Origin of the sequence: Aurantimonas marina (assembly GCF_017183135.1) — a bacterium.
Lineage (GTDB): Bacteria > Pseudomonadota > Alphaproteobacteria > Rhizobiales > Rhizobiaceae > Aurantimonas > Aurantimonas marina.
In genome coordinates, this window is the sequence record NZ_JADDXW010000009.1 from 34,410 (window position 1) to 60,127 (window position 25,718).

Consider the following 25,718-nt stretch of genomic DNA (forward strand, 5'->3'; position numbering starts at 1 on the left):
CTTGTTCTACCCGATCGCCCGCGCCCCGCAACCAGCCGGCGGCGGCTGGCCGTGCGCACAGACAGAGCTTTCGGGCGCCCGTCACATGGATGCAATCAGAATCGGTCATTCCCGATGCAGGCAGAGGGAGTAGCCTACGCATGCACGGGACGGCAACCATGCACCAACTGACCACCACACGTCATTTCCGGACACTGTTTCTGTCGGACGTCCATCTCGGCTCGAAGGCGGCGCAGGCCGAGATGCTGGTCGACTTCCTCCGGGCCCACGACGCGGAAAAGATCTATCTCATCGGCGACATCTTCGACGGATGGCGCCTGAAGCGCTCCTGGCATTGGCCGCAGTCGCACAACGACGTCGTGCAGAAACTCTTGCGCAAGGCGCGCAAGGGCGCGGCGATCGTCTATATCCCCGGCAATCACGACGAGATCCTGCGTGATTTTCCCGGTCAGCATTTCGGCGGCGTCGAGGTCAAGCTGGCGGACATCCATACAATGGCCGACGGGCGCCGGTTTCTGGTGATCCATGGTGACGCGTTCGATGTCGTTGTCCGCAATGCGCGTGTTCTCGCCTATCTTGGCGACTGGGCGTATGACGCTGCGATCGCCGTCAATGTCGCATTCAATTTCGTCCGCCGGCGGTTGGGTTTCCCCTATTGGTCGATCTCCTCCTGGGCGAAGCTGAAGGTGAAGAACGCCGTCAACTTCATCGGCGCTTTCGAGCGCGCACTCGCCGAAGAGGCGAAGCGGAACGGCTGCGACGGGGTTATCTGCGGTCATATCCACCACGCGCAGATCGCCCGTCACCACGGCATCGAATACGTCAACACCGGAGACTGGGTCGAAAGCTGCACGGCTCTCGCCGAGCACCATGACGGTTCTCTCGAACTGATCCGGTGGAGCGAAACCGCGCCGCAGGAAGTACCTGCCCCGGCCCTCGGCGAACTTCGCGGGTCGCCGCGCCGACCGGCGGAGGCCGCCTGAGATGCGCCGGATTCTGATCGCGACCGATGCCTGGCATCCCCAAGTCAACGGCGTGGTCCGTACGCTTGCCAACCTCGTCGACCAGCTCCGCGAGCGCGGGATCGAGGTCCGTGTCGTCACTCCGTTCGACTTTCGCACTGTTGCCTGTCCGACCTATCCGGAAATTCGGCTGGCGGTTGCCACCGCCGATCGGTTGGCCGCGACGATACGCGAATTTGACCCGACGGCGATCCATATCGCTACCGAGGGACCGATCGGGCTTGCCACTCGGCGCGCGGCGCTCCGCCTCGGGAGGACATTCACCACCAGCTTTCACACCCGTTTCCCGGAGTATCTACGCCAGCGCACGCCCGTCCCCGAGGCACTGACCTATGCCTGGCTTCGCCGGTTTCACGCTCCGGCCGCGGCCTGCCTCGTGCCCACGCAGTCAATGCGCCGCAATCTGGCCGAGCGCAGATTTACGAATCTCGTAACCTGGACGCGCGGCGTCGATCGGCGGCTGTTCCGCCCGGTTCAGCCGGTCGCGCTCGATTTGCCGAAGCCGATCTTCCTGACAGTGTCGCGTGTCGCGCCGGAGAAGAACCTCCCGGCGTTCCTGGATCTCGATTTGCCCGGGTCGAAACTGGTGGTCGGCGACGGACCGATGTTGGGCGAGTTGGTGCGCCGTTATCCTGACGTGCATTTCGCCGGGGCGCAGACCGGCGATATCCTAGCGCGTTACTATGCCGCCGCCGACGTTTTCGTTTTTCCATCGATGACCGACACCTTCGGGATCGTGCTCATCGAGGCACTGGCCTGCGGGCTTCCACTCGCCGCCTTTCCGGAGCCCGGACCGCTCGACGTGATCGGGTCATCGAGGGCCGGGCATATGTCTGATGATCTGCGAGAAGCCTGCGTTGCCGCTTTGTCGCTTGATCCTCAGGACGCGCTGGATCGCTCGCGGGCCTACAGCTGGGACGCCTGCGCGGACATTTTCTTGAAGGCGGTGGCGGGTGCGATCGAGCCCTCGGTGGAGCAGGCGTTTCGTCTGGCGGTCTAGGCCGGTGAGGGTGACCGCGTCCCCGCGTCATCCTATCCCCACAGCTCCGGACGCGGTGGCGAGACAGTCGACCGGGAATAGGCAAGGCCACCCGGGCGGTCCTTGGCGAGCAGCAATGGACCATCGAGATCGACGAACTCCGCAGCCTGCGCCAGCAGCACCGCTGGCGCCATCGCCAGCGATGTGCCGACCATGCAGCCAACCATGACGCCGAAGCCGAGATCGTGTGCGTGTTCGATCAGCCGGATCGCCTCGGTCAGCCCCCCGGTCTTGTCGAGCTTGACGTTGATGTAGTCATAGCGTCCACGCAGCGACTCCAGATCGTCGGCCGTATGGACCGACTCGTCGGCGCAGATCGGCACAGGATGTGGCATGTCGGCCAGGATTGCGTCCTTGCCGGCAGGTAGCGGTTGCTCGATCAGCACCGCTCCGGCCGCGGCGGCGGCCAGCATATGCTCGTGAATATTCGCTTCGCTCCAGCCTTCGTTGGCGTCGAGGATCAGCCTCGCGTCTCGAGCCGCCGCGTGGACAGCTCGGATTCGCCCCACGTCGGAGTCGGTTCCGACCTTGATCTTCAGCAACGGCCGGTTTGCCGCCCGCGCGGCGGCAGCCATGTCGCCAACGTCCCCCAGCCCAATCGTATAGGCGGTTTCGATCGGCCGGGGCGCTTGGCCGCACACGAGGCTCGCGACGGTGCGGCCGTTGGATTTCGCTTCGAGATCCCAAAGCGCGCAGTCGAGGGCGTTGCGGGCCGCACCGGCTGGCAGCAGCGCGGCGAGACGATCACGGGAACCGCCCGCCTCGATCGCCGTCCGCGCGGTTTCGATCTGCTCGCGCACGCTGTCGATGCTTTCGCCGTAGCGCTGATATGGCACACATTCGCCGCGGCCTCGGCCATATTCGTCGGCGACCTCGCAGGTCACCACGACCGCCTCGTTCTTGGTCCCACGCGCAATGCGGAATTCCTGTGCCAGCGGGAAGTGTTCGACTGTGACCGAAAGACGACGCGGCATCGGCAAATTCCCTTGCAACCGCCAGCCGGGCGGACATTTCATGACAAGTTGTGAATAGACGCCTAATGTTAAGACACTGTAGGGAATCGCGCGAACGCTGCACCCAAATTGGTCGGCGGCGGAGCGGCGGATAGATTCCTTGCGCCCGGTCAGGGTCGCCTCCGAGGAAGGTCACGACGGACACCAATGCTTGAAGGTTCCACGGCACAGTCGACCGGTGCGTCCGGCCGGCGGCGCACTGTTCAGCCTTCTCTCGAAGGCGAGAAACGGGATGGAGCGCTCGTGCTACGTGCGTCCGGCGACTGGCTGGTCCGGACGGTCGGTTCACTCGAACGGACGGTCGCCGACACGGCCGGCGCGGACCTTGGCCGCAGCGTCGTCGTCGATTGCGCGGGGGTCGAGCGGATCGACACGGCCGGCGCCTTCGTCCTGGAGAAAATGACCCGCGACATCGCCGCGAGCGATCGCGATGTGCGGATCGAGGGGGTCGAGGCGCGTGACGAAGCGCTTTTCGCCGCTGTGCGCCAAGCGATGGATCGCGAGCGCCCGCAACCAGCGATGCAACGCGCCAATCGTCTGGTGAAGGTACTCGCCGGAACCGGCGGCGGCGTCATCGCCATGAAGGACGAGATCGTTTTCGCTCTCCATATCATTGGCGGATCGATCTTCGGTGCCAGTCGCCGCCTGACCGGCAAGACCCAGTTCCGCCCCGCAGCGATCTTCAATCAATTAGACCAGATGGGCGTAAAGGCGGTGCCGATCATCGTCTTGATGAGCTTTCTCATCGGCGGGATCATCGCCCAACAGGGCGCCTTCCAGCTTCGCCGCTTCGGCGGCGAAGTCTACGCCGTGAATCTGGCGGGCATCCTAGTGCTGCGCGAGATCGGCGTCCTGCTCACCGCAATCATGATTGCCGGCCGCTCGGGCAGCGCGATCACCGCCGAGATCGGCTCGATGAAGATGCGCGAGGAGGTCGATGCGCTACACGTCATCGGCCTCAACCCGATCAGCGTGCTGATCTTCCCGCGCCTAGTGGCACTGACGATCGCGCTGCCGCTGCTGACGTTTCTCTCCAATCTCGCTGCCTTGCTCGGCGCGATGCTGACGCTGCGGCTTTATTCGGGGATCAGCTTCGCCAATTTCCTGCAGGGTCTGCAACAATCCATCGACCTCTTCACGATTTTCGCCGGGCTGATCAAAGCGCCCTTCATGGCGATCATCATCGGCCTGGTCGCTTCGGCCGAAGGCCTGAAGGTCGGCGGCAGCGCCGAAAGCCTCGGCCTCCATGTGACCGCCGCGGTCGTTAAATCCATCTTCCTCGTCATTCTCCTGGATGGCATTTTTGCGATCTTCTATGCGTCCATCGGCCTCTGATATGTCCATGACCAATGGCCGCGTGGCGGCAGACGACGAGATTATCATCCGTGCCCGCGACGTGACGGTTCGTTTCGGCGAGAAGACGATTCTGGAAAACCTGTCGCTGGATGTCCATCGGGGAGAAATCCTCGGCTTCGTGGGGCCGTCGGGATCAGGAAAGTCGGTGTTGCTGCGCACGATTCTCGGCCTCAACCAGAAGCAGGGCGGCACTATCGAGATTTTCGGGATTGACTACGAGACGGCCAGCGATGCGGAGCGGCTCGCGGTGGAGCGGCGCTGGGGCGTCCTGTTCCAGCATGGCGCGCTGTTTTCCTCGCTGACGGTTCTGGAGAACATCGAAGTGCCGATGCGCGAATATCTCGACCTTTCGCCGGCCTTGATGCATGAACTCGCGCGCCTCAAGATCGATCTCGTCGGGCTTGCCCCAGATGCCGCCGACAAATTTCCCTCCGAACTGTCGGGCGGAATGATCAAGCGCGCCGCGCTTGCTCGCGCACTGGCGCTCGATCCGGACATCGTCTTCCTGGACGAGCCGACCTCGGGTCTCGACCCGATCGGCGCCGCCGATTTCGATCAGCTGATCATGACCCTGCGCGATACGCTTGGTCTCAGCGTCTATATGGTCACCCACGATCTCGACAGCCTTTTTCAAGCTTGCGACCGCATCGCCGTGCTCGGTGACCGGAAGGTGCTTGTCGAAGGGCCGTTATCGAGAATGCTCGATTTCGACCATCCGTGGGTGAACTCGTACTTCCACGGCAAACGGGCGCGCACTATTGCTGCGCCGGAGCATGCCGCCAGCCTCGTCGAGGGAGCCAGGTAATGGAAACCAAAGCCAACTACGTTCGTGTCGGTATTTTCACCCTCGTCGTTCTCGCGCTGTCCTTCGGCTTCGTCTACTGGTCGGTGTTTTCATCGTCGGGGGATTCCCGCGTGCCGCTACTGGTTCGGATCGAAGGGTCGGTCACCGGGCTTCAGCAGGGTAGTCAGGTCTTGTTCAACGGGTTGCCGGTGGGCAGCGTCAAAGCGCTACGCATCGACCCCAACAATCCGCGCGTCGTGATCGCGACGACCGAAGTCGATCCAAGTCTGCCGGTCAAGGAATCGACGGAAGCCAACATCGGCTTCCAGGGTCTGACCGGTTTCGCCTTCATTGAGCTCAAAGGCGGTGTGGCCGAGGAGCCGGGCCTCATCCAGCAGGCTCGCGAACAGGGCACCGTACCCATCATCAAGGCCAACCCGTCCGACGTGACGGACATCTTGGCGACAGCTCGCGACATCGCAGAGCGGACCAATAACATCCTCGGCCAGTTCGAGGGTCTTGTCGGCGACGTCGGCCCCGCCGTGGAGTCAACCGCTGACGACATTGCCAAGACTGCCAAGAACGTCGAGGTCTTCACCGCCAGCCTGGCCGAAAATTCCGACGACATCGACAATTTCCTGCAAAGCCTGAGCGATCTCTCCAAGACCGCCAATACGGTCGCCGAAGGGTTGCCGGACGCGATCTCGCAGGTGCGAGGCATCCTGGCGGCCGTCGACCCGACGGCAGTCAGCACAGTGGTCGACAACGTCGCGGCCATGTCGGATAATCTGCGTGCGCAATCGGAGAACATCGGCAGCGTCGTCGATTCCGTCCGAACAGCTGCTGACAGCGTCGGTTCGGTCGGCGAAGCCATCAGCCGCAATACCGACGGGATCGATCGATTCCTGACAAATCTCGGTCCGATCTCGGACACGGCCGCGCAGGTTGCGAAGCAGTTGGACACCACGCTCCAGTCGGCGAACACGGTCATCGCGGCCGTCGATCCGAAGCAGATCGCGACGACGCTCGACGGCATCACCTCGGCGGCGAGCAACGTCTCGTCGCTCGCCGAAACGATCGGCGCTCAGAAGGAGGCGATCGACACGGCGATCACTGGGGCGGCCAACGCCGCGCGCAACGTCGACCGAATCACCACGACTATCGCCGAGCGCAGCGACGACGTCGATCGTTTCATTGCCAATCTCGGACCGATTTCCGACACTGCGACGCGCGTCGCGGAACGGCTTGACACGACGCTGGAGTCGGCAAGCGGCGTGATCGCGGCGATCGATCCGAAGCAGATCGCAACGACACTCGACGGCATCACCTCGGCCGCGACGAACGTCTCTTCGGTGGCCGAAAGCATCGGCACCCAGAAGGAGGCGATCAACTCGGCGATCTCGGGTACGGCGAAGGCGGCCCAGAACGTCAACCGGATCACCACCACGATCGCCCAGCGCAGTGACGATATCGACCGCTTCATCGGCAGCCTCGGTTCGATCTCCGACGACGTGAGGCAGGCCAGCGCCCGACTGAACGAGGCGGTGACCTCGGCCAATGATCTCGTCAAGTCGATCGACTCCACCACCGTCAATCAGGCTATCGGTGACGTGCGCACTATCACCGCGGCACTGAGCGGCAAGACGGAGGAGATTCAGTCGATCATCGACGGCGTCGACGAGACGGTGCGGACGCTGGATACGACTCTGACCGGCTTTACCGAGACCCGAACCCAGGTCGACACGCTGATCGCCAGCATCGATCCGGGCAAAGTCAACCGCGCCGTTGAAAATGTCTCAGCAGCAACGGACAACGTCGCGCGCGCGGCCGACTCGATTGCAGGCGTCGCAAACTCGGTCGGCGAGCGCAAGGACGACATCAATGGCATCATTACCAATGTCGAACTGACGTCCCAGCGCCTGCGGACCGCCTCTGAGCGGGTCGACAGTCTGATCAGTTCGGTCGACGATACGTTCAAGGGCGCCGATGACGGCACCAGCCTCGGCAGCGACATCGCCACGACGCTGCGCGCCATCCGCGAGACGGCGGTGTCGATCCGGTCGCAGGTAGCGCCGATCTCTGCGAATCTGCAGCGTTTCTCGGGTCAGGGCCTGCGGGAATTCCAGACGCTGGTGCGCGACGTGACCCGGTCGGTCAACCGGATCGAAGGAGCGGTGAACGATTTCTCGAACAATCCGAGCCGGCTGATCTATGGCGGCGACGAGGTGAAGCAGTTCGACGGCCGGAAGCGGCGGTAGAATAGTGCGCGAAACGACGGCCTCGTTGACAGCTTCGGTTGTGGATGCGAGCAACCGCGCGTGTGGCGAGCGGGACGGGAAACAGGAAATCATGCGGGCAATGTTCAAACCGGTGCTGATCGCGCTTCTCACGCTCGGGCTGTCGGCCTGCGTGACGTCCGCTCCCCCAGACACATTTGAAATCTCCGCGCCGCCGCTCGTGCCAAACGTCGCGGGAAGGACGCGGGCGCAGATCCTGATTCCGGAGCCGACGGCGATCAAGACGCTGGACAGCGAGAAGATCGTCGTCAAGCCGACGCCCTATTCGGTCGAGTATCTGGCCAACAGCCAGTGGAGCGACCGGCTGCCGCGCATGGTGCAACTTCGGCTGCTGCAGGCGTTCGAGAACAGTGGACGCGTCGGCGCCGTGGGCGTGCCGGGGCAGGGACTCGCTATCGACTATCAGCTGGTCATGGAAGTGCGGAAGTTCGAGATCAACGCGGCGAACGCGGCCCGGGCGACGATCGAGATTTCGGTGAAGGCGCTGAACGACCGGAACGGCAGTGTGGTCCGCACGCGGGTTTTCGGTACGGAGGTGCCGGTGGCTGGCGCCGCGAATGCCGATTATGTGGCCGCTCTCGACCGGGCGTTCGACAGGATATCAGCGGAGATCGTCAGCTGGACCCTGGCGCTGATCTGAGGATGCATCGCCCGATGGCTCTGGTGTCGAGTCGATGTCGAAAGCGTCTGCTGACGCAGGTCACGGCAGGAGCTTTACTACCGAGTATTTCGACGATCGCGACGTCCGCGCGGATCGCCAAAAGCGGCCTTGCAGAGGGCATCTGTTCGTACAGGCGTATAATGATCTGGCTTTGGGACCGCGAAAGACGCGGAAGCTTTGATCGCCCCCGCGTCTGAAGACCCTCGCATTCCGCTGAAACGACGGGGTCTCACCCGGCCTGACTGTCGCTCTGTCGTAAGCTAGGAACTTCGGCTCTGGCAGACGTCAGCGGTACATTCCGTTGAAGATGCTGTCGTCGAGGCCGAGCGTGCGAAGCGCACGTTCCGGAGGCCGGCGACCGGCTTCCATGGCGGCGGCGACAGAACGGGCAGCTCGAAATTCATCGAACATCGTTCCGAGGGTATTAGCGAATTTTCTTGCGTGGCTCATGACTTCAACTCCGACGACCTATCCTGCTGGATATACGCTGTTTGCAGTGCAGCAGAAGATGTGGAAGCGGATGACAGCCATGCAAAAATGAAGGGGCTGGAGGTGCTGTCAATCGACACCAAGCATCTTCCAGATGCCTTTGGCGGAGGCGACAGGCCGCTTGCCAACGAATGCCGTCCCGCTCGCGAAGGTGATCGAGCGCGTGCGTCTGTCGATCTGGCAGCGTGTTTCGACGAATTCACCGATCTGGACAGCGTCGAGAAAATGCATGTCCAGTTGGACTGTGGCTTGCGGGCGGCCACCGCTCGCTTCGAACACCGCCATGCCGACCGCGCGGTCGAGGAGGGTGGTCAGCATGCCACCTTGCACGACGCCGCGCCGATTGTGATGCTTCGGCTCGGCGATGAATCCGAGCGACAGATCGTCGCCGTCCCGTCGCTGCCAGACTGGCCCTACGCATCCAAAGAAGCCGGTGTCCTCGACCTGTTCCCAGCCGGATGCGGCCGGGTCGATTGCCGTCTCGCGTGAATCCATGAAGCTGCTCCGATCGCTGCGCGCGTCCTTGCCCGTTGGCGTCCGGTCTAGACGGATGGTCGGCGGGCGGATGGCTCGACCTTATCCATTCGTTCGGCAAGAGACGAGACGTTCCAACCGCGATGTTAGTGACCCTTCAAGTCAACTTATCCAGAGAGTCGCAGGGAGTGGTTGCCAAAGCTGCAACTCATGTTACGGTACTCGGGAGCCGCTGTGTTGTTAGGGGGTTTCCTGCAGGGCGCCGGCCAGAAAATAAGGCGAACAATCGCCAAGCAGCATCCTGGGAGGAGGAGATCATCATGAAATTGCAAAGGACGTCCCGAAACTGTCGGATATTGTCGCGCCGCATGGCGCGTGCGCTGGTCGCCGGCATGATAGTCGCCGTTCCATCGGCTGTCGTGGCGCAGGACGCCTTCCCATCGGAGCAGATCGAGATCATCTCGCATGCGTCCCCGGGGGGCGGCACGGACCAGACCATCCGCATGTGGATCGATGCTGCATCGAAGATTCTGGGACAGGACCTGGTCGTCGTCTACAAGCAGGGCGGCGCGGCCAGGGTGGCGCACGAATATCTGGCGTCCCGGCCGGCGGATGGTCACACGCTCATGGCCACGACCGAGACCCATCTTTATACCATGGCGCGCGGTATGTCGCCGATCGGCATCGACGACGTAAAAGGTGTGGCGCGTGCCATGCAGGATCCTTCGGTGATCGTCGTTCGCGGCGACAGCGATATCCAGGACTATGACGGTCTGATTGCGGCCTCCAAGGAGAAGGCGCTCAATTGGGGCGTGGCGCAAGTCGGCGGAACCGAGCATATCGGCATCAGCCGCTGGGCCGATCAGGCCGGGGTCGAATATCGCGTCGTGCCCTTCGGCAGTGGCGGGGAAATGATCACGGCCCTTCGCTCGGGAGCGATCGACGCGACCCTCGCCAACGTCAGCGAGGCCCTCGGCCCGATCGCGGATGGTGATCTTCGCGCCATCGTCGCCCTTTCGGACGAGCCGATCGCGGACTTGCCGGATGTCCCGACGGCGGCGTCCAAAGGCCATGACGTCTCGGTGAACACGACACGGGGCTACGTCGTTCGGGCGGACACGCCCCCGGAGCGTGTGGCGGTCCTCGAGGCTGCGCTGCTGGAGGCGATGGGCGGCGAACAGTTCACCACCTATCTCAAGAACTCCGGTCTCGACCCGGCCACCAGCGTTGCCGGGAGCGAGGCCTGGGACGCGCAGCTCAAGAAAGCCTATGCCGAGGCGGCCGAAGCCATCGAGAAGCTGGGGCTGGAGAAAAAGTAAGAGGCTGGACCGCCCAGAGCGGGATGAAGGATACGGGACTTCGTTGTCCGTCCCCATCCCGTTCTCCCTCCGTCAAGCGATCAGGTCGATGAAACCGGTTCGGCCGTTTTCAATCTCACGCTGATCCAGTGGGGCTTTCATTGACCCAAGACAACCAACCAACGCTCCCGGAGCGTGCGGATCATTCCTCGTCCTCCGGCCTCGATCGCTCGGACCTCGTCGTGTCCGCGGTGCTCATCGTGATCTGCGTCATCCTCTATTGGGATACGACGCGCTGGCCCGCCGTTCCCGCGTCGCTGGCGCAAAACGCCCCGCCCACAGTTTTTCCGCGTCTGCTGATCGGCTCGATCGTTGTCATGGCCCTGGCGCTTCCCTTCGAACGGATCATCAAACGGCGGTCCGGCGACGAGTTGGATATAGGCGGTGAGAAGAGACCGAGACCGGTGGTCTTCATCACCGCAGCGCTCATGACCCTGGCTGTCTATTTCATGCCTGTCTTGGGGGTTGTCCCGGTCATGGTCGCGGCGACAGCCCTGCTTCCGCTGTTGTGGGGAGAAAGGCGCTACGGCCTGATCGCGGCATTCGCGGTCGGGCTGCCGACCGCCGTCGCGGTTCTGTTCGCGGTCGGCCTCAAGGTGAACCTCGCTTTCGGTCTCACCGGCGCGCTGTTTCGTTAGGAGACGACCATGGACATCGGCGCGATCCTGGCGGGCATTTCACTCATCCTCAACCCCATGAGCCTGCTACTGATCCTCGTGTCGGTGGTGATCGGAGTGCTCGTCGGGGCCTTGCCGGGCTTGAGCTCCAGCATGGCGGTTGCGCTGCTTCTGCCCTTCACCATCGGCATGGATCCGATCCTGGCGATCTCCATGATGGCGGCGCTCTATGTGGCCGGCACCTTCGGCGGCTCTATTACCGCGATCCTCATCAACACGCCCGGCGCGCCACCCGCGGTCGCCACGTCCTTCGACGGCTATCCGATGGCGCAACGCGGCGAGGCGGGGCGGGCCCTCGGCATGGCGGCGGTCGCAAGCGTCCTCGGTGGCTTGTTCAGCCTGGTGATCTTCATCCTGTTCACACCGCTGCTCGCCCGCATCGCGCTCAGCTTCCGGCCGCAGGAATATTTTGCCCTCACGCTGTTCGGATTGTCGATGCTGGCCGCGATCAGCGGCAAGTCGTCGTTGCGAAATCTGATCGCCGGGGGGCTGGGCGTGCTGACGAGCACGGTCGGCATAGCGCTGGTCAGCGGGATTGAGCGCTTCACCTTCGGCTTTCCCGTTCTCTATGAGGGAATCAACTTCGTCCCGGTTCTCATCGGCATCTTTGCGATCAGCGAGCTTTTGAACCAGTCGCAAGCGGGCGACAAAGTAATGAAGCGCGTCAAGTCGCTCGCTCTGAAATTGCCCAGCCGCGAGGATTTCCGCCGTTGCCGGATGACGATCCTGCGCTCGTCCATCATCGGCACCGTGATCGGGGTTCTGCCGGCCGAAGGCACGACCGTCGCTGCGATCATGGGCTACAACGAGGCCAAGCGCTGGTCCAAGAATAAGGAAGAGTTCGGCAAGGGCGCCATCGAGGGTATCGCGGGACCGGAAGCGGCGAACAACGCCGGCACCGGCGGCGCCATGGTTCCGACGCTCGCGCTCGGCATCCCCGGTAGCGGGACGACGGCGATCATTCTCGCGGCATTGATGATGCACGGTCTGAGGCCGGGACCCTTTCTGATGACCGAAACGCCCGAGTTTCTCTACGCGATCTTCACCGCTATGTTCCTCGCCAACATCCTGTTCCTGGTCGTGGGACTGGGTGGTGTGAAGCTATTTTCCCTGATCACACTGGTCCCTCGCACGTTCCTTTGGCCGGCGGTGTTCGTCTTCGCGCTGATCGGGTCGTATTCGTTTCGCCAGGCGCCGGTGGACGTATGGGTGATGCTCATTTCCGGCGTCATCGGCTTCTTCGCCTTGCGCAAGGGATTCGGTCCGGCGCCGTTCGTGATGGGCTTGGTGCTCGGCGGTTTGCTGGAAAAGTCCTGGTCGCAGTCGATGATTATTTTCGACAGCAACTGGCTGCGATTTTTCGAAAGCCCGATCTGTCTGTTTTTCTATGCGCTGACGCTTTTGAGCCTTGGCGGACCGCTGCTGTTCGCGAGCCTGCGCCGTCGACTGCAGGGGCCGATGCGCCGCGCGTTTCCATTCAGATCGAACCTGGAGGAGTAGGCGGCAGACGGTCCGCTGGAGCCTGGCTTAACCGTCTCAGGCTGACCGGTCCTCTTGCCCGCTACCGAGCCAGTGCTTTGCGTCTCGTGTCAAAGGAGGATGTCGATGGGTTATCAGGGTGCACGTGAACTGGAGGGTTGCGTCGTCATCGTGACGGGAAGTGCCCGGAACATCGGGCGCTGTATCGCGCTGGAATTGGCGGATGCCGGTGCCGCCGTGGTCATTCATACGAGAACCGATCTCGATGCCGCCCGCTCCGTCGAGCAGGAAATCGTCGGCAGCGGTGGACAGGCCATGACGCATGCGGCGGATGTCGGCGACCCAGAGCAGGTTCGCGGTCTGGTCGATGCGGCGCTCGCGAAGTTCGGACGGATCGATATTCTCGTCAACAATGCCGCCTCGCGCGGCGACGCGCCATTGGAGAACATCTCGCTGGAGGATTGGCGTAAGGTCCACAGCAGCATTCTCGACGGCGCCTTCCTCTGCAGCCAGGCTTGTGCTCCGTATCTTTCGGCCAACGGACGTGGCGCGATCGTCAACATCGGCGGCGTCGCGGGCCAGGCCGCCGTCGGAGGCCGGGCGCATGTCGTCGCCGCAAAGGCGGGTATCTCGGGTCTGACACGGGCCCTTGCCACCGAACTGGCCGACCGCGACCTCACCGTCAATTGCGTCTCGCCGGGCTATATCGACACCAAGCGGGATCATGTCCCGCCGCATTTCCGCGATCGGCCGGTCCCGTTGAAGCGTCCGGGGAAGCCGGAGGAGATCGCCGCGGCCGTGCGCTTCATGTGCGGCCCCAATGCCCGCTACATCACCGGACAGACGCTGGGGGTCAACGGCGGCTGGCACATGAACTGATCGAGACTCGCTCGGGGTGGGACTGTCCGGGAGGCAGGACGAGGGAAGGGCGCCGCAGGCAGGGGCAGTGTCGCGGGCCGTAAGGTGAGGGGAGCGGGTTTATGGGTGCTGGACCGAACGAAATAAGTGCGGTGATGCGGACGGTGAGTGCCCATGTCGCGGCGGCACTGCAGACTGCAATCCCCCGCGACGTCGCGGCGAAGGGCAAGCATCATCTGCTGGATACCCTGGCGGCGATGATCTCGGGCTCGCGGTTGCAGCCGGGGAGGATGGCTACAGCCTATGTGCAGGGGCAGGGCGGAATGCCCGAGGCATGCGTCATCGGCAGTGACATCATGACCTCGGCAGTTAATGCTGCGCTGGCGAACGGCATGCTCGCACACGCCGATGAGACGGACGATTCCCACGAGCCGTCCTTCAGTCACCCGGGCTGCGCCGTCGTGCCGGCGGCGCTGGCGATGGCCGAGCGGCATGGGCGAAGCGGAACCGATCTGCTGCGCGCTGTCGTGCTCGGCTATGACATCGGCGCGCGGTTCACGCTGGCCCTCGGCCCGCGCAATTTCTACGCCCGCGGTTTCAGCAGCCACGCCTTTGCCGGGCTTTTCGGCGCATCCGCCGCAGCCTTTGCGCTCGCGGGGCTCGGTGCGGACGCCGTGCGGCAGGGTTTTTCCTTCACGGCCCAGCAGGCTTCCGGCCTCGCCACCTGGGTGCGCGACGAGGAACATGTCGAGAAGGCCTTCGATTTCGCCGGCATGCCCGCCCGCAACGCGGTCGCCTCCGCGACGATGATGACCGCAGGGTTCACCGGCGTCGCCGACGTCTTTTCTGGCGACCGCAATGTCTTCGCCACTTTTGCGGCGGATCCCGACATCGCGGTGATGAGCCGAGAGCTTGGTCGCAATTACGAGATCATGCGCGCCAACATCAAGAAATGGTCGGTCGGCTCGCCGATCCAGGCCGCGCTGGATGCGATCGAGCATCTCATGGCGCAAGAGGATCTCACCAGCGGTCAGGTCGACACGATTCTCGTGCGTCTGCCGGACAGCGAGGCACATATCGTCGATGGACGCACGATGCCGGACGTCAATCTCCAGCATCTCGTGGCCGTGCTTCTGGTTCGCGGTGGCCTCGATTTCAAAAGCGCCCATGACTATGCACTGATGGAGGATGCGTCGGTGCACGCGATGCGCAAGCGTATTCGCCTTGTCGCCGATGCCGAACTCGGCGCAGCGGTCCCACGCCGTCAGGCGATCGTCGAAGTGGCGACGCGGGACGGGCGTCGGCTTCGCCGGCGCACCCGCGCGGTCCGTGGGACAGCCGACAACCCGATGGACACCGTCGAAATCGAGGCCAAGGCGTTCGATCTTGCCAAGGATGTTTTCGGCGAACAGACCGCGCACGCATTCGTGAGGCGCATTGGGGAGATCGAAACCGTGGCGGATGTGCGTGAGCTCCGGCCGTTGCTGCAACCGTGAGGCTGTCGGCGGTCAGGCGTTCGAGGCACCCGGTCTGTCACTGCGGTTGACGAACTGAGCGGGGGCTGGGGCCAAGCGCGATCCGTGGCGCAAGACGGTTGTGTTTCGCCGCCCGAGTGGTGTCTATCGCGTCCACGTCGAGACGGAATACGGGCGGCGGCGTAAGAGCCCGAAAACAGGATGGTGAGGTTTCGTTGGTTGGAAAGATCGCTCCCTCGGACTCTGCGGCTAGTGAGTTCCTGGCGGATTTGAAACGTCTCGGGTTCACCGAGTACGAAGCGCGCATCTATGTCCAACTGCTGCGCCAGAGTCCGTCCACCGCCTATGAGATTTCCAAGAGTACCGGCGTGCCGCGGCCGAACGCCTACAGCGCGCTGGAGGCTTTGAGCCAGCGAGCGGCGGTTCTGCCGGTCAGCGAGAATCCGGTTCGCTATGTGGCGGCGGATCCGCAGACGTTCTTGAATTCGGTGTCCCGCCAGACCAGCGCCTTGTGCAAGGATCTGGGCGCCAAGCTGTCTGATCTGGCGCCCGCGACCAAGGACCAATATGTCTGGATGTTGTGGGGCGAGGAGGCCGCGCACGACAAGATCGACGCGCTGATCAATGGCAGCCTGCATACCCTTCTGATCAAGGCCGCGTCCGACATTCTGCGGCGCCACAAGGATACCCTCCGAACGGCGGCGGAACGCGGCGTCGAAATGATGATCGTCCTGTTCGGGACGGACGCCGAAGAGTTCCGTTTCAGCGACAAATGCCGTGTCTATCTGCACGAGGCCAATGGCGTGCGCATGGGGACGACGGACAATCTGTTCACGATCGCGGCCGACCACGAGGAAATGGTGACGGCCGCCGTCGTCGGTGAGGTGATCGCCGCGCATACGCGGAACAAGCTGGTAGTCAACATGGCGGAATCGCTCGTCCGGCACGATTTCTACATGGCGGAAATTTTTGAGCGGTTCGGCGATCAGATCGACGCGGCCTTCGGCGAGCATCTTCGCGATCTGCGGCTCGCCTGTTTCACACCGGAGCAGGTCGCGTCGTTCAAGCAGCGGACCGGTCTGAGCTAACCCTGCCCCCTGATCCCTTTTCGCAATCCGTGCCGGCTCATCCGCACGAGATCAGCGTGCCATATTGAAGCCCGGCCGCATCCATCGGCCATGGATCGGATCGCCGCACCACCGTCCCGACCGCGATTCCCGGCTGCCTTGGGGCACCGGGCGAAGGCAGCTCATTGCAATCCTCGCACCGAAGTAGTAGTCATAGCAACTACGTAAGCACCCACGGCTTGCATCGCTTCTGCGGTCCTACGGGAGAAGGCCCAAGTGACTATGACCGGTGGATGCGGGGGAGGTACGCCATGGCGAAAATTCAACGGGCGACGCTGCGACGGCTCGCTCTGCCGCTGATCCGGCCCTATCGGCTCTCCTACCGGACGTTTGAAACCTTCGAGCCATTCCTGGTGGAGGTCGAGGATGAAGACGGTCGCTCGGGCTTCGCCGATGGCCACATCTCTCCGGGTTCCAGCGCCGAAACGCGGGAGGGCGGCTGGGCATTTCTGTGCGAAAGCCTGCGAGCCGCGATCGGACTCGAGACGACGGCGGCCAAGGCATCGGTGCTCGACCGGTTTACAACAAGCAAGGTCGCGGCGACGGCCTTTGCGACGGCGATCGAGGTGCTTCAGGCCAATCCTCTGCTCGATTTGCCGGACGAGATGATTCTGCCGCTGCTCACGCCCCTCAACGCGCTTGAGCCTGCGGCGATCGTCGAGGAAATCGAAGCCTGGCTGGCGCAGGGATTCGGCACCTTCAAGATCAAGGTCGGCAAGGATGTCGATGCCGATCTTCAGCGCGTCGCGATCATTCAAGAAGCGACGCGGGGACGGGCGATGCTACGGCTCGACGCCAATCGCGCCTACAGCCGAGAGGAGGGCCAACACTTCGCATCCCGGCTCGACCCCGAAGGCATCGAGCTCTTCGAGCAGCCTTGCGACGCCGATGATTGGGACGCCAATGCGGCGGTTGCCGCGGTATCGCGCGTGCCGCTGATGCTGGACGAGCCGATCTGCGCGCTGGCCGACATCGATCGCGCGGCCACGATCCCGGGCGTCGGCTACTGCAAGCTCAAGCTCAAGCGGTTCGGCGGCCTCGACCGTCTGAAGCAAGGCTTGGACGCGGTGCGACAGAACGGCATGGAGCCTGTGCTCGGTGACGGTCTGGGAAGCGAGATCCACGGGTGGCTCGAGGCTTGCGTCGCCAGAACGACGATCCACAACGCCGGCGAGTTCAACGGGTTCTTGAAACCCCGGGATCGCCTGTTCGTCGAACCGATGCCCTTTCAAGACGGCGCCATTCGGCTTCCAGCCGGCTATCGCCCCCGCCTGGATCGCGACGCGGTCGAACGGTTCACCCTCGAGCGGCGCGACTTCGAATAGAACTCAGCGAGAAGGCGAGAAGACGCATGGCGCATGAAACGATTTTGGCCGAACTCGATCGACGCCGCGAGGCCGCGCGTTCCATGGGCGGCGAGGCGAAACTCGCCAAGCGGCGCGAGAGGGGGCAGCTGAATGCGGGGGAGCGTCTCGACGCACTCGTCGACAAGGACAGCTTCCTAGAGGTCGGCCTGCTCGGCCAGTCGGTTTTCGAGGCCGATGCCGCCGCTACGCCCCGCGACGGCAAGATAACCGGATTCGGACGCATCGATGGCCGCGACGTCGGCGTCGTCGTCAACGATTTCACCACCAAGGGCGCCTCGACCAGCGCCACCAATTCCAAGAAGATCGGCTATATCCGCAAAACCTGCACCGAGAAGGGCATGCCCTTCGTCCATGTCGGCGAGTCGACCGGCGCGCGCCTGCCCGACGCCATGGGCTCCAAGGGCATGGGCGCGATGCTCGGCAATGACACCAGCCAGTTTCGGCGGATGCGCGATACGCCGTGGGTCGCGGCTGCCCTCGACACCTCCTTCGGATCATCGGCCTGGCTGTGCTGCTGTTCCGACTTCGCAGTCATGAAAAAGGGCTCGATCATGTCCGTGTCCAGCCCCCGGCTGGTCTCGATGGCGATCGGCGAGAAGGTGGATCTGGAGGAACTCGGCGGCTGGCGTCTTCACGCCGATCAGACAGGGCTCATCGACCACTTTGTGGATACCGACGAGGAGGCGATGGCCGCCATCCGCCGGTTCCTGTCCTACATGCCGAGCCATAATGGCGTCCTGCCGCCGGAGACGACGACCTCCGAAGGTTCCGGCGCGGAGCAGGACCGGATTCTGGACGTGCTGCCCGAGAAGCGCACGCAGGTCTACAACATCAAGAAGATCATCGAGGTGATCTTCGACCAGGATTCGTTCCTCGAGATCAAGCCGCGTTTCGGCAAGTCCGCCGTCGTCGGGCTTGCCCGCCTCGCCGGCAAGGTCACCGGCATCATCGCCAACAACCCGCATGTCGGCGGCGGCGCTCTGTCGGCCGAGGCGTGTCGCAAGATCATCGATTTCACCGTGTTGTGCGACAGTTTCAACATTCAGATCGTGCGCCTGATGGACACCCCCGGCTTCGTCGTGGGGACCGATGCCGAACGCCGGGGAGCGCCCGGCCAGATCATGAATTTCATGAACGCGACCTGCCTCACGACCGTGCCCCAGATCACCGTGATCTGTCGCAAGGCCTACGGCCGCGCTTATGTCGCCATGGGCGGCGGGGCGCACAACAGCGCGATGGTGGCCTGGCCCACCGCCGAGGTCAGCTTCATGGACCCGGTCTTCGCCACCAGCATCGTGCACAATCTGCAAGCCGGGCAGGAGGGGTTCGAGGCCGCGCTGGCCGAGATCCAGAAGGATCTCGAAATATGGGACATGGCGCGCATCTTCTCGGCGCATGACGTCATCAAACCCCAGGAGACGCGCGGCTTTCTCATCCGCATGTTCGACATCCAGGCGCGGCGCCGCTCCGGCGGCGTTGGCGAGCATTTGATGCGTGCCTGGCCGACCAGCTACTGACGGAGCGATTGCGATGACCATTCAGGAGCCACTTGGCCGGGACATCATTGCCGCGGCGCGTGCGCGGGGCCGGCGATCCCTCGACGAAGCCGCCGGCAAGGAATTGCTCGCGCGTTACGGCGTGTGTTCGCCCCGTTCGGCGCTGGCCCGGGACGCCGCCGATGCCGAAGCCAGGGCGAGGGGGATGCGCGCGCCCTTCGTCGTCAAGGTCGTGTCGCCGGACATCCTCCACAAATCGGATGCCGGAGGGGTCGCGCTCGGGCTGGACGGCGCCGACGCAGTCCGCGCCGCCGTCGAGGCGATGGCGATCAAGCCGGAGATTGCCGCCGTGGTGATCGATGGCTGGCTGGTCGAGGAGATGATTCCTTCGGGCCGCGAGATCGTCATCGGTGGCATTCAAGACCCACAATTCGGGCCGATGCTGATGGTCGGCCTCGGCGGTATCTTCGTCGAGGTCCTGAAGGACGTGGCGTTCCGGCTGTGTCCGATCGATGCGGCCGACGCCCGCGCCATGCTCCGCGAACTGAGGGGCTTTGCCCTGCTTGGTGACATCCGGGGCGAAGCGGCGGTCGACGAGGAGGCTTTGGTCCAGGCGATGGTTCGGATCGGCGGTCCGGGAGGCTTTTTGATGGCGCTCGGCGACGATGTCGCCGAACTCGATCTCAATCCCGTCATCGTTTCGGCCTCGGGGCTGATGGCGGCCGATGCCCGTGTCATTCTCACCGAGCGGGAGAACCGGCCCGTCTCGAAACCTGAGAAGGCGGAATCCGGCGATCCGCTGATCGAATTCAAGCCGTTGTTCGAACCAAGAACCGTCGCGGTTCTCGGTGCCTCCACCAAGGACGTCGCGATCGCCAATACCTTCATCCGCCGGTTGAAGGATTTCGGCTTTTCCGGCGCCATCTATCCGATCCATCCTTCGGCGGAGGAGATCGAGGGGCTGAAGGCGTACCCGTCGCTCGGGGAGACGCCTGAGGCGGTCGACTACGCCTATGTCGCCGTCGGCGCGGGCCGGATCCCCGATGTGCTTGCGGCCGCCAAGGGGCGCTGCCGTATCGCACAGGTGATTTCGTCGGGCTTCGGCGAAGTTGCCGAGGGCAGGGCGCTTCAGGACGATCTCGTGGCGGGCGCCAGAGCCGGCGGACTGCGTGTCCTCGGACCGAATTGTCTAGGCACCTATTCGCCGCGCGGCTGCCTCACCTTTCCGAGCGACGCGCCGCGCGAACTGGGGCGCATCGGTGTCGTCTCCCAGTCGGGCGGGTTGTCGACCGACATCATCAAGCGTGGCCAATGGCGCGGCCTGCGCTTCAGCGGTCTGGTGACCATCGGCAACAGCGCCGACGTCGAGCCGCATGAGCTCGTCGCCTATTATCTTGCGGACGAACAGACCAAGGCGATCGGCGTCTATATCGAAGACATCAAGCGGGGTAGGGCCTTCTTCGACCTGCTTCGCGGCGCCCAGCCGACAAAGCCTGTGGTGATCTTGAGGGGTGGACGCTCGGCCCAGGGGCGCCTCGCCGCCGCGTCGCATACCGGCGCCTTGGCCGGCGACGGGAGGGCGTGGGAGGCGCTCGCCGCGCAGCTTCCGGTCGCGCTCGTCGACACGGTGGACGAATTCATCGACGTCCTTCTGGCCCTGCAGCATCTCGACCTGCGGCCGGAAAAGCCGACGAAGAACGTCGCGCTGTTCGGCAATGGCGGCGGCTCCAGCGTGCTGGGCACGGACATCTTCGCCAGCATGGGGCTCGATGTCGCCCCGTTCGGCGAAGCGGCCCGCGAGCCGCTCGAAGCGCTCGGGCTTCCGCCGGGCACCAGCGTCGTCAACCCGATCGACACGCCGGTGCGAACCCTGCAGGAAAAGGACGGCTGGGTGGCGGGTGAAATTCTCGACATCGTCTACCGCAATGCGAAGCCCGACGTCGTGGCAATGCATCTGAACCTTGCCGCCTTCGTCGGGCGGGGGGCGATCGATCCGGTCGGCAATTTGTTCAAGGTGATCGAGCAGACACAGGCGAAGTGGCCGGGAATCGCGCATTTCGCGCTGGCGCTGCGCACCGACGGTTCGCCCGAACTCGATGAAAGCCGCCGCCATTACCGGGAGAAGGCGCGCAAGATCGGTGTGCCGGTTTTCGACGAAATTCCCGCAATGGCCCGCGCCCTTGCCACCATCGCGCATCTGGAGCGTCGACTGCGGTCACGCGATACGTCCGCGCCGCTCGGGTGATTTGACGGCCCGCACCATCGCCCAGGCAAGCGCCATGGCGCCGGACCTTGCCGTGGCCTGATCACGCCGCCAGGATTGCCTTGGCGTGCTCGTCGAGAAAGCCGGTATGCACATCGCCCGCGCGGAACGCGTCGTTGCGAAGGCACCCAATCAGAAAGTCCCGATTGGTGCGAAGACCATCGATCGACCAGTTTCGCAAAGCCTGCTCGGCGCGTTCGCAGGCTTCCAGGCGGTCGCGGCCATGGACGATCAGCTTGGCGATCAGCGGATCATAGAACGGCGTCATCACGTCGCCTTCGCGGTAGCCGCTGTCGACCCGCACATGCTCGGTTTCCGCAGGGGGCTTGAAAATCGTCAAGGGGCCCGGCGCCGGCATGAACATCTTCACCGGATTTTCGGCATAGAGCCGGCATTCGATGGCGTGTCCAGCAGACCGGATGCCCTCCTGCTCGGCGCCGGTCAGTCGACCGCGGGCAAAGTCGATCTGCATGGCGACGAGGTCGACGCCGGTCACCATTTCCGTCACTGGATGCTCGACCTGAATGCGCGTATTCATCTCGAGGAAGAAGAAGTCGAAGCTGGTCGCATCCACGATGAATTCGACTGTTCCCGCGCCGCCATAGCGGGTGTGGGCGCAAAGCGACACGGCCGCCTCGCCCATACGCCGGCAAACTGCCTCGGGTAGGCCGGGCGCGGGACTTTCCTCGATGACCTTTTGAAACCGCCGCTGGACGGAACAATCCCGCTCGAAGAGATGGATTGCCTCGCCGTTGCCGAAACCGAAAACCTGGATTTCAATGTGGCGCGCACGGGGAACGAACCGCTCGAGAAAGATCGCGCCGTTGCCAAAGGATTTCTCCGCCATTGACTGGGTAGCGGTAACGGTCGACGCGAGTTGGGATTCCTCGTCCACCCGGCGCATCCCGATGCCGCCGCCGCCGCCGACCGCCTTGACCAGCAGAGGAAAGCCGACCGCTCGCCCGGCCACTTCGAGATCGTCGGTGTCTCCCATATCGAACGTCCGGCTGCCCGGCACGACAGGAACGCCGGAAGCCTGCGCAATCTCGCGGGCGCGTTGTTTGTCGCCCATCTGCCGAATGATGTCGGCGGTCGGACCGATCCAGTTCAGGCCTTCCGCCGTCACAAGCTCGGCGAACGCGGCATTCTCCGCGAGAAAGCCGTATCCGGGATGGATCGCGTCCGCGCCGACCCGGCGCGCGGCCTCGAGGATATTACTGGCGTTCAGATAGCTTTCGCGGGGTGAGGATGGCCCGATGGCAACCGCTTCATCTGCCGCGTCGACGTGAAGGCTCGCCGCGTCTGCCTCCGAATAGACGGCAACCGTGGACAGGCCGAGCGCTCGCGCGCTGCGGAAAACACGGCAGGCGATCTCGCCGCGGTTCGCGACCAGGACTTTGTTGATCCCGGCCACGGTCAAGCCTCGATGCGGGCCACGACCGTGCCTTCCGTGACGGTCTCGCCTTCGGCGGTGAGAATTTCGACCAGGCGGCCATCCTCGGGCGCTGTGATCGGGATCTCCATTTTCATCGATTCAAGGATCATGATCGGGTCATCCTCACTGAGGTCCTGGCCGATCTCGGCGATGATCTTCCAGAGATTGCCGGTAATTTCCGTCTTGACGTCAATGATGGTCATCGCCGCTAAAGCCCTCCCGTTCGATGTCGCGCCTCGCGAAAGGCAACGGTACAGGAATGTCAGATAGTTGTTGCGAACGCAACGTCGATTCGAAGGGGCATGCGGCGGAGCGACCGTCCCCGACTTGCCCAATGCGGGCAAAGTTGCGACCAGTTCGTTGATGGAACGGCCGATTTCCGGCGATTGCGAGGATTGACGGGATTCGCCGTCCTTTATGAGTGTTCGCAAGGGGTTGCGCCGTTCGATGCGGCGGAGCTACCTGCCGCAAGGCGCGACCTTGTGAGCCGGGCGGTGCTTCGATAAAGGTCGTGTAACATCTCTCGAATTCTTCGATCCGGCGACGTTGAACCGGCGAAGATGGTGTGATCATGCAGCGAAAAGCCCTCGGAATCGTCTTCCTGTGCCTGGTTCTCCTGGTCGCGATCGTGCTCGGATACTGGGACATGCTGAGCAGCGAGAAATTGCGCATCGCGCAAACGGAAAATTTGCCGACTTTCGAGGAAGTCGCGCCGCCGCAGGACGGTGCGTCGGTCTTGCAACCCGATCCGGATCAGCCATCGACCAGCAGTTCTGGCGAGACGGAAAGGATGAACGTACCCGCGACATCGTCCGAGCAATCTGCAACGCCGGATGAAGTGGCACGGATCGTGCCAGATCCCACCGGTGCTGCGCCGCGCCCGGACGTCTCCGCAAAGCTCGAAGCCGTCGACGCGACGACTGCGGAGAAGCAGCCTGCATCGCCGTTGGAATCCGCCAGTTCAGTTCCCCCGGCAGAAAGCGAGACGATGGACGGCGACCGGCCACTATTCGACCTCCTGCGCGTCGAGCCGGACGGTTCGACCCTCATTGCCGGACGGGCCGCGCCGGGAAGCCGGGTCACCCTGCACGCGGGCGAGACGCTGGTCGGTGAAGACACCGCCAATGAAGCGGGCGAGTTCGTCATCGTTCTGCCTGAGCCGCTGACGCCGGGCGAGCACGCGATCTCGATGATCGCGATAACGCCGGAGGGCGCGACCACCGGATCAAGTGAGACCGCAGTCGTCAGCGTGCCGCAGCCGGGACGGGGAGACGACGTGCTCGCGATGGTGGAAGCACCGGACGAGGCGTCGCGATTGATGGCAGTCCCGGTGTCGCCATCGTGGCAAGCAGCCGGGTCGGATGGCCCGAATACCGGAACGACGGCGGCCGACAGATCCGCGACAGCGATTTCGCAAGACGAGTTGCCGACGCCTGCACCTGCTGCCGGATCGGGAAAACCGGTTGATACGAATGCCGGGGTCCCGCCGATGCCGGGAGCGACGGGTGAGAAGGACAAGGCAGCGGAGCCCGGGACCCTGCCAAGGCTGCGGATTGAAGCCGTCGAAGTCGAGGGCGAGCGGATCTTCGTCGCGGGAGTCGCGGATGCAGGCGCCTCGGTCCGCATCTATCTCGACAACACTCTGGTGGCCGAGGAAAGGGCGACCGCCGACAATCGCTTTCTGGTGGCCGGCGAGCGCCCGGTTGCGGTTGGCGACCACCTTGTGCGGGCCGATCAGGTGGCGGTCGATGGGAATGTAACGGCACGGGCGGAGGTGCCCTTCACGCGGCCCGAGGGGCAGGCTGTCGCGGCGATTGCGCCGGAACCGGCCATCGCTCCGGAAAAGGTTCGTCCGTCTCCCGCCGCGTCAGTGGCTGACGGATCGGGGGCTGAAACACGGGTCGCCGCGGCGTCGGCGCTGGTTGAGGACAGCACTTACGTGGAAGGCCGCGCTGACGACCCGGCAAGCGGAGCCGCTGATATACCGGAAAGCGGTTGGCGGCCGGATACGAAGACCGGCGGCTCTCCACAGGAACAGGGCGATGCGAGCACGACGAACGAGGGGCCGGCCGCTGGCCTCTCGCCGGGTGTTGAACCAGCGGCCAAGCCAGAGGAAACGGTATCCGAAACAGCTGGTGTTTTGGGAACGGCGGAAGGTGGCGCGGAGTCGTCCAAATCCACCGAGGCGAGCGCCGCGCCGGCTTCCGGACCGGCGGACGGCGCGCTCCCGATCGTAGGCAATCAGCCGGGCGAGCTTACAAGGGAGGCGACTGATCCGACCGCTTCGACCAACCGGACCTCGGGTAACCGGCCGGTGCAAATGGTGGAGCCTCGGTCGCAGACGGGCGTCGGGACACCTGAAAAGGGGGAGGACGGCACCCGCGCCGACGCTCCGGTGCTGCCCGAGCCGGCCGACACGCAATCGTCGACGCTGTCGACGGCTTCGCGCACCGAGACCAAGGACTTCCAGCCGACGACACCACCTCAGCCGGGGTCCGGTACTGTTGGCGAGCGGCAGGTGTCCGCGACGCCGCCGGAGAAGTCCTCCGCTGGCACGACCGAAAGCGAGGCGAATGGCACGCCAGCGCTCGACGTTCCAATCAACCACCAAGCCCCCCTCGCGACGGCAGCCGGACGGGTGATTATTCGCAAGGGCGATACGTTGTGGGGAATTTCCCGCGACACCTACGGCCAGGGCAGCCGCTACACCGTGATCTACTTCGCCAACGGCAATCGCATTCGCGATCCCGACCTGATCTATCCGGGGCAGGTCTTCCGATTGCCCGCGGCGCAAGACGACGCGCGGGAAGCGGACGCAGCCGAGCCGGGACAACGCAATTAGGCTGTCCTCGTCCGCTTGAATCGGGACGTCTTTGACCGATGTTCGGCCATGAAAGTGTTTTGCGCTTCGGCTATCTGTCCACTTCGATGACGTGATTGCGGCCGACGTGCATGCATCGAGCGGGGCGCGGCGGCGACTGCCTCGCTCTCACTGGGGCACTGACCGTCCCGAACCAACTTCAGAACGTCGACGGCGCGCCGGCCCCC

At 63.9% G+C, this 25,718-nt stretch carries 21 protein-coding genes; 16 read left to right on the forward strand and 5 right to left on the reverse strand.

All coding sequences use genetic code 11. The features are described from left to right. The first annotated feature begins 140 nt into the window (after positions 1 to 140). Positions 141 to 983 carry a UDP-2,3-diacylglucosamine diphosphatase gene (locus ING15_RS11655; RefSeq protein ID WP_232845713.1) on the forward strand — a complete coding sequence of 281 codons (843 nt, stop codon included), beginning with the start codon at positions 141 to 143 and terminating at the stop codon, positions 981 to 983. 1 nt (position 984) lies between these two features. Continuing rightward, positions 985 to 2,022, forward strand: a complete 1,038-nt coding sequence (locus ING15_RS11660; protein WP_206454995.1) for a glycosyltransferase family 4 protein — start codon at positions 985 to 987, stop codon at positions 2,020 to 2,022. A 32-nt stretch (positions 2,023 to 2,054) separates the two neighbouring features. Here ING15_RS11660 and dgcA read toward each other — a convergent pair whose 3' ends face one another. Continuing rightward, positions 2,055 to 3,035, reverse strand: a complete 981-nt coding sequence (gene dgcA, locus ING15_RS11665; protein WP_206454996.1) for an N-acetyl-D-Glu racemase DgcA — start codon at positions 3,033 to 3,035, stop codon at positions 2,055 to 2,057. 186 nt (positions 3,036 to 3,221) lie between these two features. On the opposite strand from dgcA, the gene ING15_RS11670 reads away from it, so the two are divergent. The 4 genes from ING15_RS11670 (at position 3,222) to ING15_RS11685 (ending at position 8,151) form a co-directional block, all read left to right on the forward strand. Then, on the forward strand, positions 3,222 to 4,409 hold the full coding sequence (locus ING15_RS11670) for an ABC transporter permease (protein WP_206454997.1): 1,188 nt from the start codon (positions 3,222 to 3,224) through the stop codon (positions 4,407 to 4,409). 1 nt (position 4,410) lies between these two features. Continuing rightward, positions 4,411 to 5,235 carry an ABC transporter ATP-binding protein gene (locus ING15_RS11675; protein WP_232845714.1) on the forward strand — a complete coding sequence of 275 codons (825 nt, stop codon included), beginning with the start codon at positions 4,411 to 4,413 and terminating at the stop codon, positions 5,233 to 5,235. Further along, entirely contained in the window at positions 5,235 to 7,472 is a 2,238-nt protein-coding gene (locus ING15_RS11680; protein ID WP_206454999.1) for an MlaD family protein, read from the forward strand. The genes ING15_RS11675 and ING15_RS11680 overlap by 1 nt, the downstream gene beginning before the upstream one ends. 91 nt (positions 7,473 to 7,563) lie before the next feature. Beyond that, on the forward strand, positions 7,564 to 8,151 hold the full coding sequence (locus ING15_RS11685; protein WP_206455000.1) for an ABC-type transport auxiliary lipoprotein family protein: 588 nt from the start codon (positions 7,564 to 7,566) through the stop codon (positions 8,149 to 8,151). Between the two features lie 306 nt (positions 8,152 to 8,457). Here the strand turns inward: ING15_RS11685 and ING15_RS11690 are convergent, their stop codons facing one another. Together ING15_RS11690 and ING15_RS11695 are read right to left on the reverse strand one after the other, a co-directional pair. Continuing rightward, the gene (locus tag ING15_RS11690) at positions 8,458 to 8,622 is read right to left on the reverse strand and encodes a hypothetical protein (protein ID WP_206455001.1); all 165 of its coding nucleotides are present in this window, start codon (positions 8,620 to 8,622) and stop codon (positions 8,458 to 8,460) included. A 108-nt stretch (positions 8,623 to 8,730) separates the two neighbouring features. Next, positions 8,731 to 9,156: a PaaI family thioesterase gene (locus ING15_RS11695; protein WP_206455002.1), complete on the reverse strand. Its 426-nt coding sequence runs from the start codon at positions 9,154 to 9,156 to the stop codon at positions 8,731 to 8,733. 299 nt (positions 9,157 to 9,455) lie between these two features. Here ING15_RS11695 and ING15_RS11700 point away from each other — a divergent pair, with 299 nt between their 5' ends. From ING15_RS11700 to ING15_RS11740, 9 genes are all read left to right on the forward strand, one after another. Then, positions 9,456 to 10,454, forward strand: coding sequence for a Bug family tripartite tricarboxylate transporter substrate binding protein (locus ING15_RS11700; protein WP_206455003.1), 999 nt, complete (start codon positions 9,456 to 9,458; stop codon positions 10,452 to 10,454). Between the two features lie 221 nt (positions 10,455 to 10,675). Then, positions 10,676 to 11,131: a tripartite tricarboxylate transporter TctB family protein gene (locus ING15_RS11705; RefSeq protein WP_206455004.1), complete on the forward strand. Its 456-nt coding sequence runs from the start codon at positions 10,676 to 10,678 to the stop codon at positions 11,129 to 11,131. Positions 11,132 to 11,140: 9 nt separating this feature from the next. Then, entirely contained in the window at positions 11,141 to 12,670 is a 1,530-nt protein-coding gene (locus ING15_RS11710; RefSeq protein ID WP_206455005.1) for a tripartite tricarboxylate transporter permease, read from the forward strand. 105 nt (positions 12,671 to 12,775) lie between these two features. Further along, the gene (locus tag ING15_RS11715) at positions 12,776 to 13,528 is read left to right on the forward strand and encodes an SDR family NAD(P)-dependent oxidoreductase (RefSeq protein WP_206455006.1); all 753 of its coding nucleotides are present in this window, start codon (positions 12,776 to 12,778) and stop codon (positions 13,526 to 13,528) included. Positions 13,529 to 13,662: 134 nt separating this feature from the next. Further along, positions 13,663 to 15,003 (forward strand): MmgE/PrpD family protein, encoded by a 1,341-nt coding sequence (locus ING15_RS11720; RefSeq protein ID WP_206455007.1) that lies wholly within the window; start codon positions 13,663 to 13,665, stop codon positions 15,001 to 15,003. Between the two features lie 248 nt (positions 15,004 to 15,251). Further along, positions 15,252 to 16,070 carry a TrmB family transcriptional regulator gene (locus tag ING15_RS11725; protein ID WP_206455008.1) on the forward strand — a complete coding sequence of 273 codons (819 nt, stop codon included), beginning with the start codon at positions 15,252 to 15,254 and terminating at the stop codon, positions 16,068 to 16,070. Between the two features lie 290 nt (positions 16,071 to 16,360). Continuing rightward, positions 16,361 to 17,434 (forward strand): mandelate racemase/muconate lactonizing enzyme family protein, encoded by a 1,074-nt coding sequence (locus tag ING15_RS11730; protein ID WP_206455009.1) that lies wholly within the window; start codon positions 16,361 to 16,363, stop codon positions 17,432 to 17,434. A gap of 26 nt (positions 17,435 to 17,460) precedes the next feature. Then, on the forward strand, positions 17,461 to 18,993 hold the full coding sequence (locus ING15_RS11735; protein ID WP_206455010.1) for an acyl-CoA carboxylase subunit beta: 1,533 nt from the start codon (positions 17,461 to 17,463) through the stop codon (positions 18,991 to 18,993). 13 nt (positions 18,994 to 19,006) lie between these two features. Then, positions 19,007 to 21,217: an acetate--CoA ligase family protein gene (locus tag ING15_RS11740; RefSeq protein ID WP_206455011.1), complete on the forward strand. Its 2,211-nt coding sequence runs from the start codon at positions 19,007 to 19,009 to the stop codon at positions 21,215 to 21,217. A 61-nt stretch (positions 21,218 to 21,278) separates the two neighbouring features. On the opposite strand, the gene ING15_RS11745 is transcribed toward ING15_RS11740, so the two are convergent. Then, positions 21,279 to 22,649 carry an acetyl-CoA carboxylase biotin carboxylase subunit gene (locus tag ING15_RS11745; protein WP_332873816.1) on the reverse strand — a complete coding sequence of 457 codons (1,371 nt, stop codon included), beginning with the start codon at positions 22,647 to 22,649 and terminating at the stop codon, positions 21,279 to 21,281. Positions 22,650 to 22,651: 2 nt separating this feature from the next. Then, on the reverse strand, positions 22,652 to 22,873 hold the full coding sequence (locus ING15_RS11750) for an acetyl-CoA carboxylase biotin carboxyl carrier protein subunit (RefSeq protein WP_206455012.1): 222 nt from the start codon (positions 22,871 to 22,873) through the stop codon (positions 22,652 to 22,654). Between the two features lie 368 nt (positions 22,874 to 23,241). Between ING15_RS11750 and ING15_RS11755 the strand changes: the two genes are divergently transcribed. Then, positions 23,242 to 25,512: a LysM peptidoglycan-binding domain-containing protein gene (locus ING15_RS11755; protein ID WP_232845716.1), complete on the forward strand. Its 2,271-nt coding sequence runs from the start codon at positions 23,242 to 23,244 to the stop codon at positions 25,510 to 25,512. The last annotated feature ends 206 nt before the right edge of the window (positions 25,513 to 25,718 follow it).

Excerpts from the sequence above, each read along its gene's own strand:
- ING15_RS11655 (WP_232845713.1), top strand. The coding sequence starts at position 141 with ATGCACGGGACGGCAACCATGCACCAACTGACCACCACACGTCATTTC.
- ING15_RS11660 (WP_206454995.1), top strand. The coding sequence starts at position 985 with ATGCGCCGGATTCTGATCGCGACCGATGCCTGGCATCCCCAAGTCAAC.
- dgcA (WP_206454996.1), bottom strand. The coding sequence starts at position 3,035 with ATGCCGCGTCGTCTTTCGGTCACAGTCGAACACTTCCCGCTGGCACAG.
- ING15_RS11670 (WP_206454997.1), top strand. The coding sequence starts at position 3,222 with ATGCTTGAAGGTTCCACGGCACAGTCGACCGGTGCGTCCGGCCGGCGG.
- ING15_RS11675 (WP_232845714.1), top strand. The coding sequence starts at position 4,411 with ATGTCCATGACCAATGGCCGCGTGGCGGCAGACGACGAGATTATCATC.
- ING15_RS11680 (WP_206454999.1), top strand. The coding sequence starts at position 5,235 with ATGGAAACCAAAGCCAACTACGTTCGTGTCGGTATTTTCACCCTCGTC.
- ING15_RS11685 (WP_206455000.1), top strand. The coding sequence starts at position 7,564 with ATGCGGGCAATGTTCAAACCGGTGCTGATCGCGCTTCTCACGCTCGGG.
- ING15_RS11690 (WP_206455001.1), bottom strand. The coding sequence starts at position 8,622 with ATGAGCCACGCAAGAAAATTCGCTAATACCCTCGGAACGATGTTCGAT.
- ING15_RS11695 (WP_206455002.1), bottom strand. The coding sequence starts at position 9,156 with ATGGATTCACGCGAGACGGCAATCGACCCGGCCGCATCCGGCTGGGAA.
- ING15_RS11700 (WP_206455003.1), top strand. The coding sequence starts at position 9,456 with ATGAAATTGCAAAGGACGTCCCGAAACTGTCGGATATTGTCGCGCCGC.
- ING15_RS11710 (WP_206455005.1), top strand. The coding sequence starts at position 11,141 with ATGGACATCGGCGCGATCCTGGCGGGCATTTCACTCATCCTCAACCCC.
- ING15_RS11715 (WP_206455006.1), top strand. The coding sequence starts at position 12,776 with ATGGGTTATCAGGGTGCACGTGAACTGGAGGGTTGCGTCGTCATCGTG.
- ING15_RS11720 (WP_206455007.1), top strand. The coding sequence starts at position 13,663 with ATGCGGACGGTGAGTGCCCATGTCGCGGCGGCACTGCAGACTGCAATC.
- ING15_RS11730 (WP_206455009.1), top strand. The coding sequence starts at position 16,361 with ATGGCGAAAATTCAACGGGCGACGCTGCGACGGCTCGCTCTGCCGCTG.
- ING15_RS11735 (WP_206455010.1), top strand. The coding sequence starts at position 17,461 with ATGGCGCATGAAACGATTTTGGCCGAACTCGATCGACGCCGCGAGGCC.
- ING15_RS11740 (WP_206455011.1), top strand. The coding sequence starts at position 19,007 with ATGACCATTCAGGAGCCACTTGGCCGGGACATCATTGCCGCGGCGCGT.
- ING15_RS11750 (WP_206455012.1), bottom strand. The coding sequence starts at position 22,873 with ATGACCATCATTGACGTCAAGACGGAAATTACCGGCAATCTCTGGAAG.
- ING15_RS11755 (WP_232845716.1), top strand. The coding sequence starts at position 23,242 with ATGCAGCGAAAAGCCCTCGGAATCGTCTTCCTGTGCCTGGTTCTCCTG.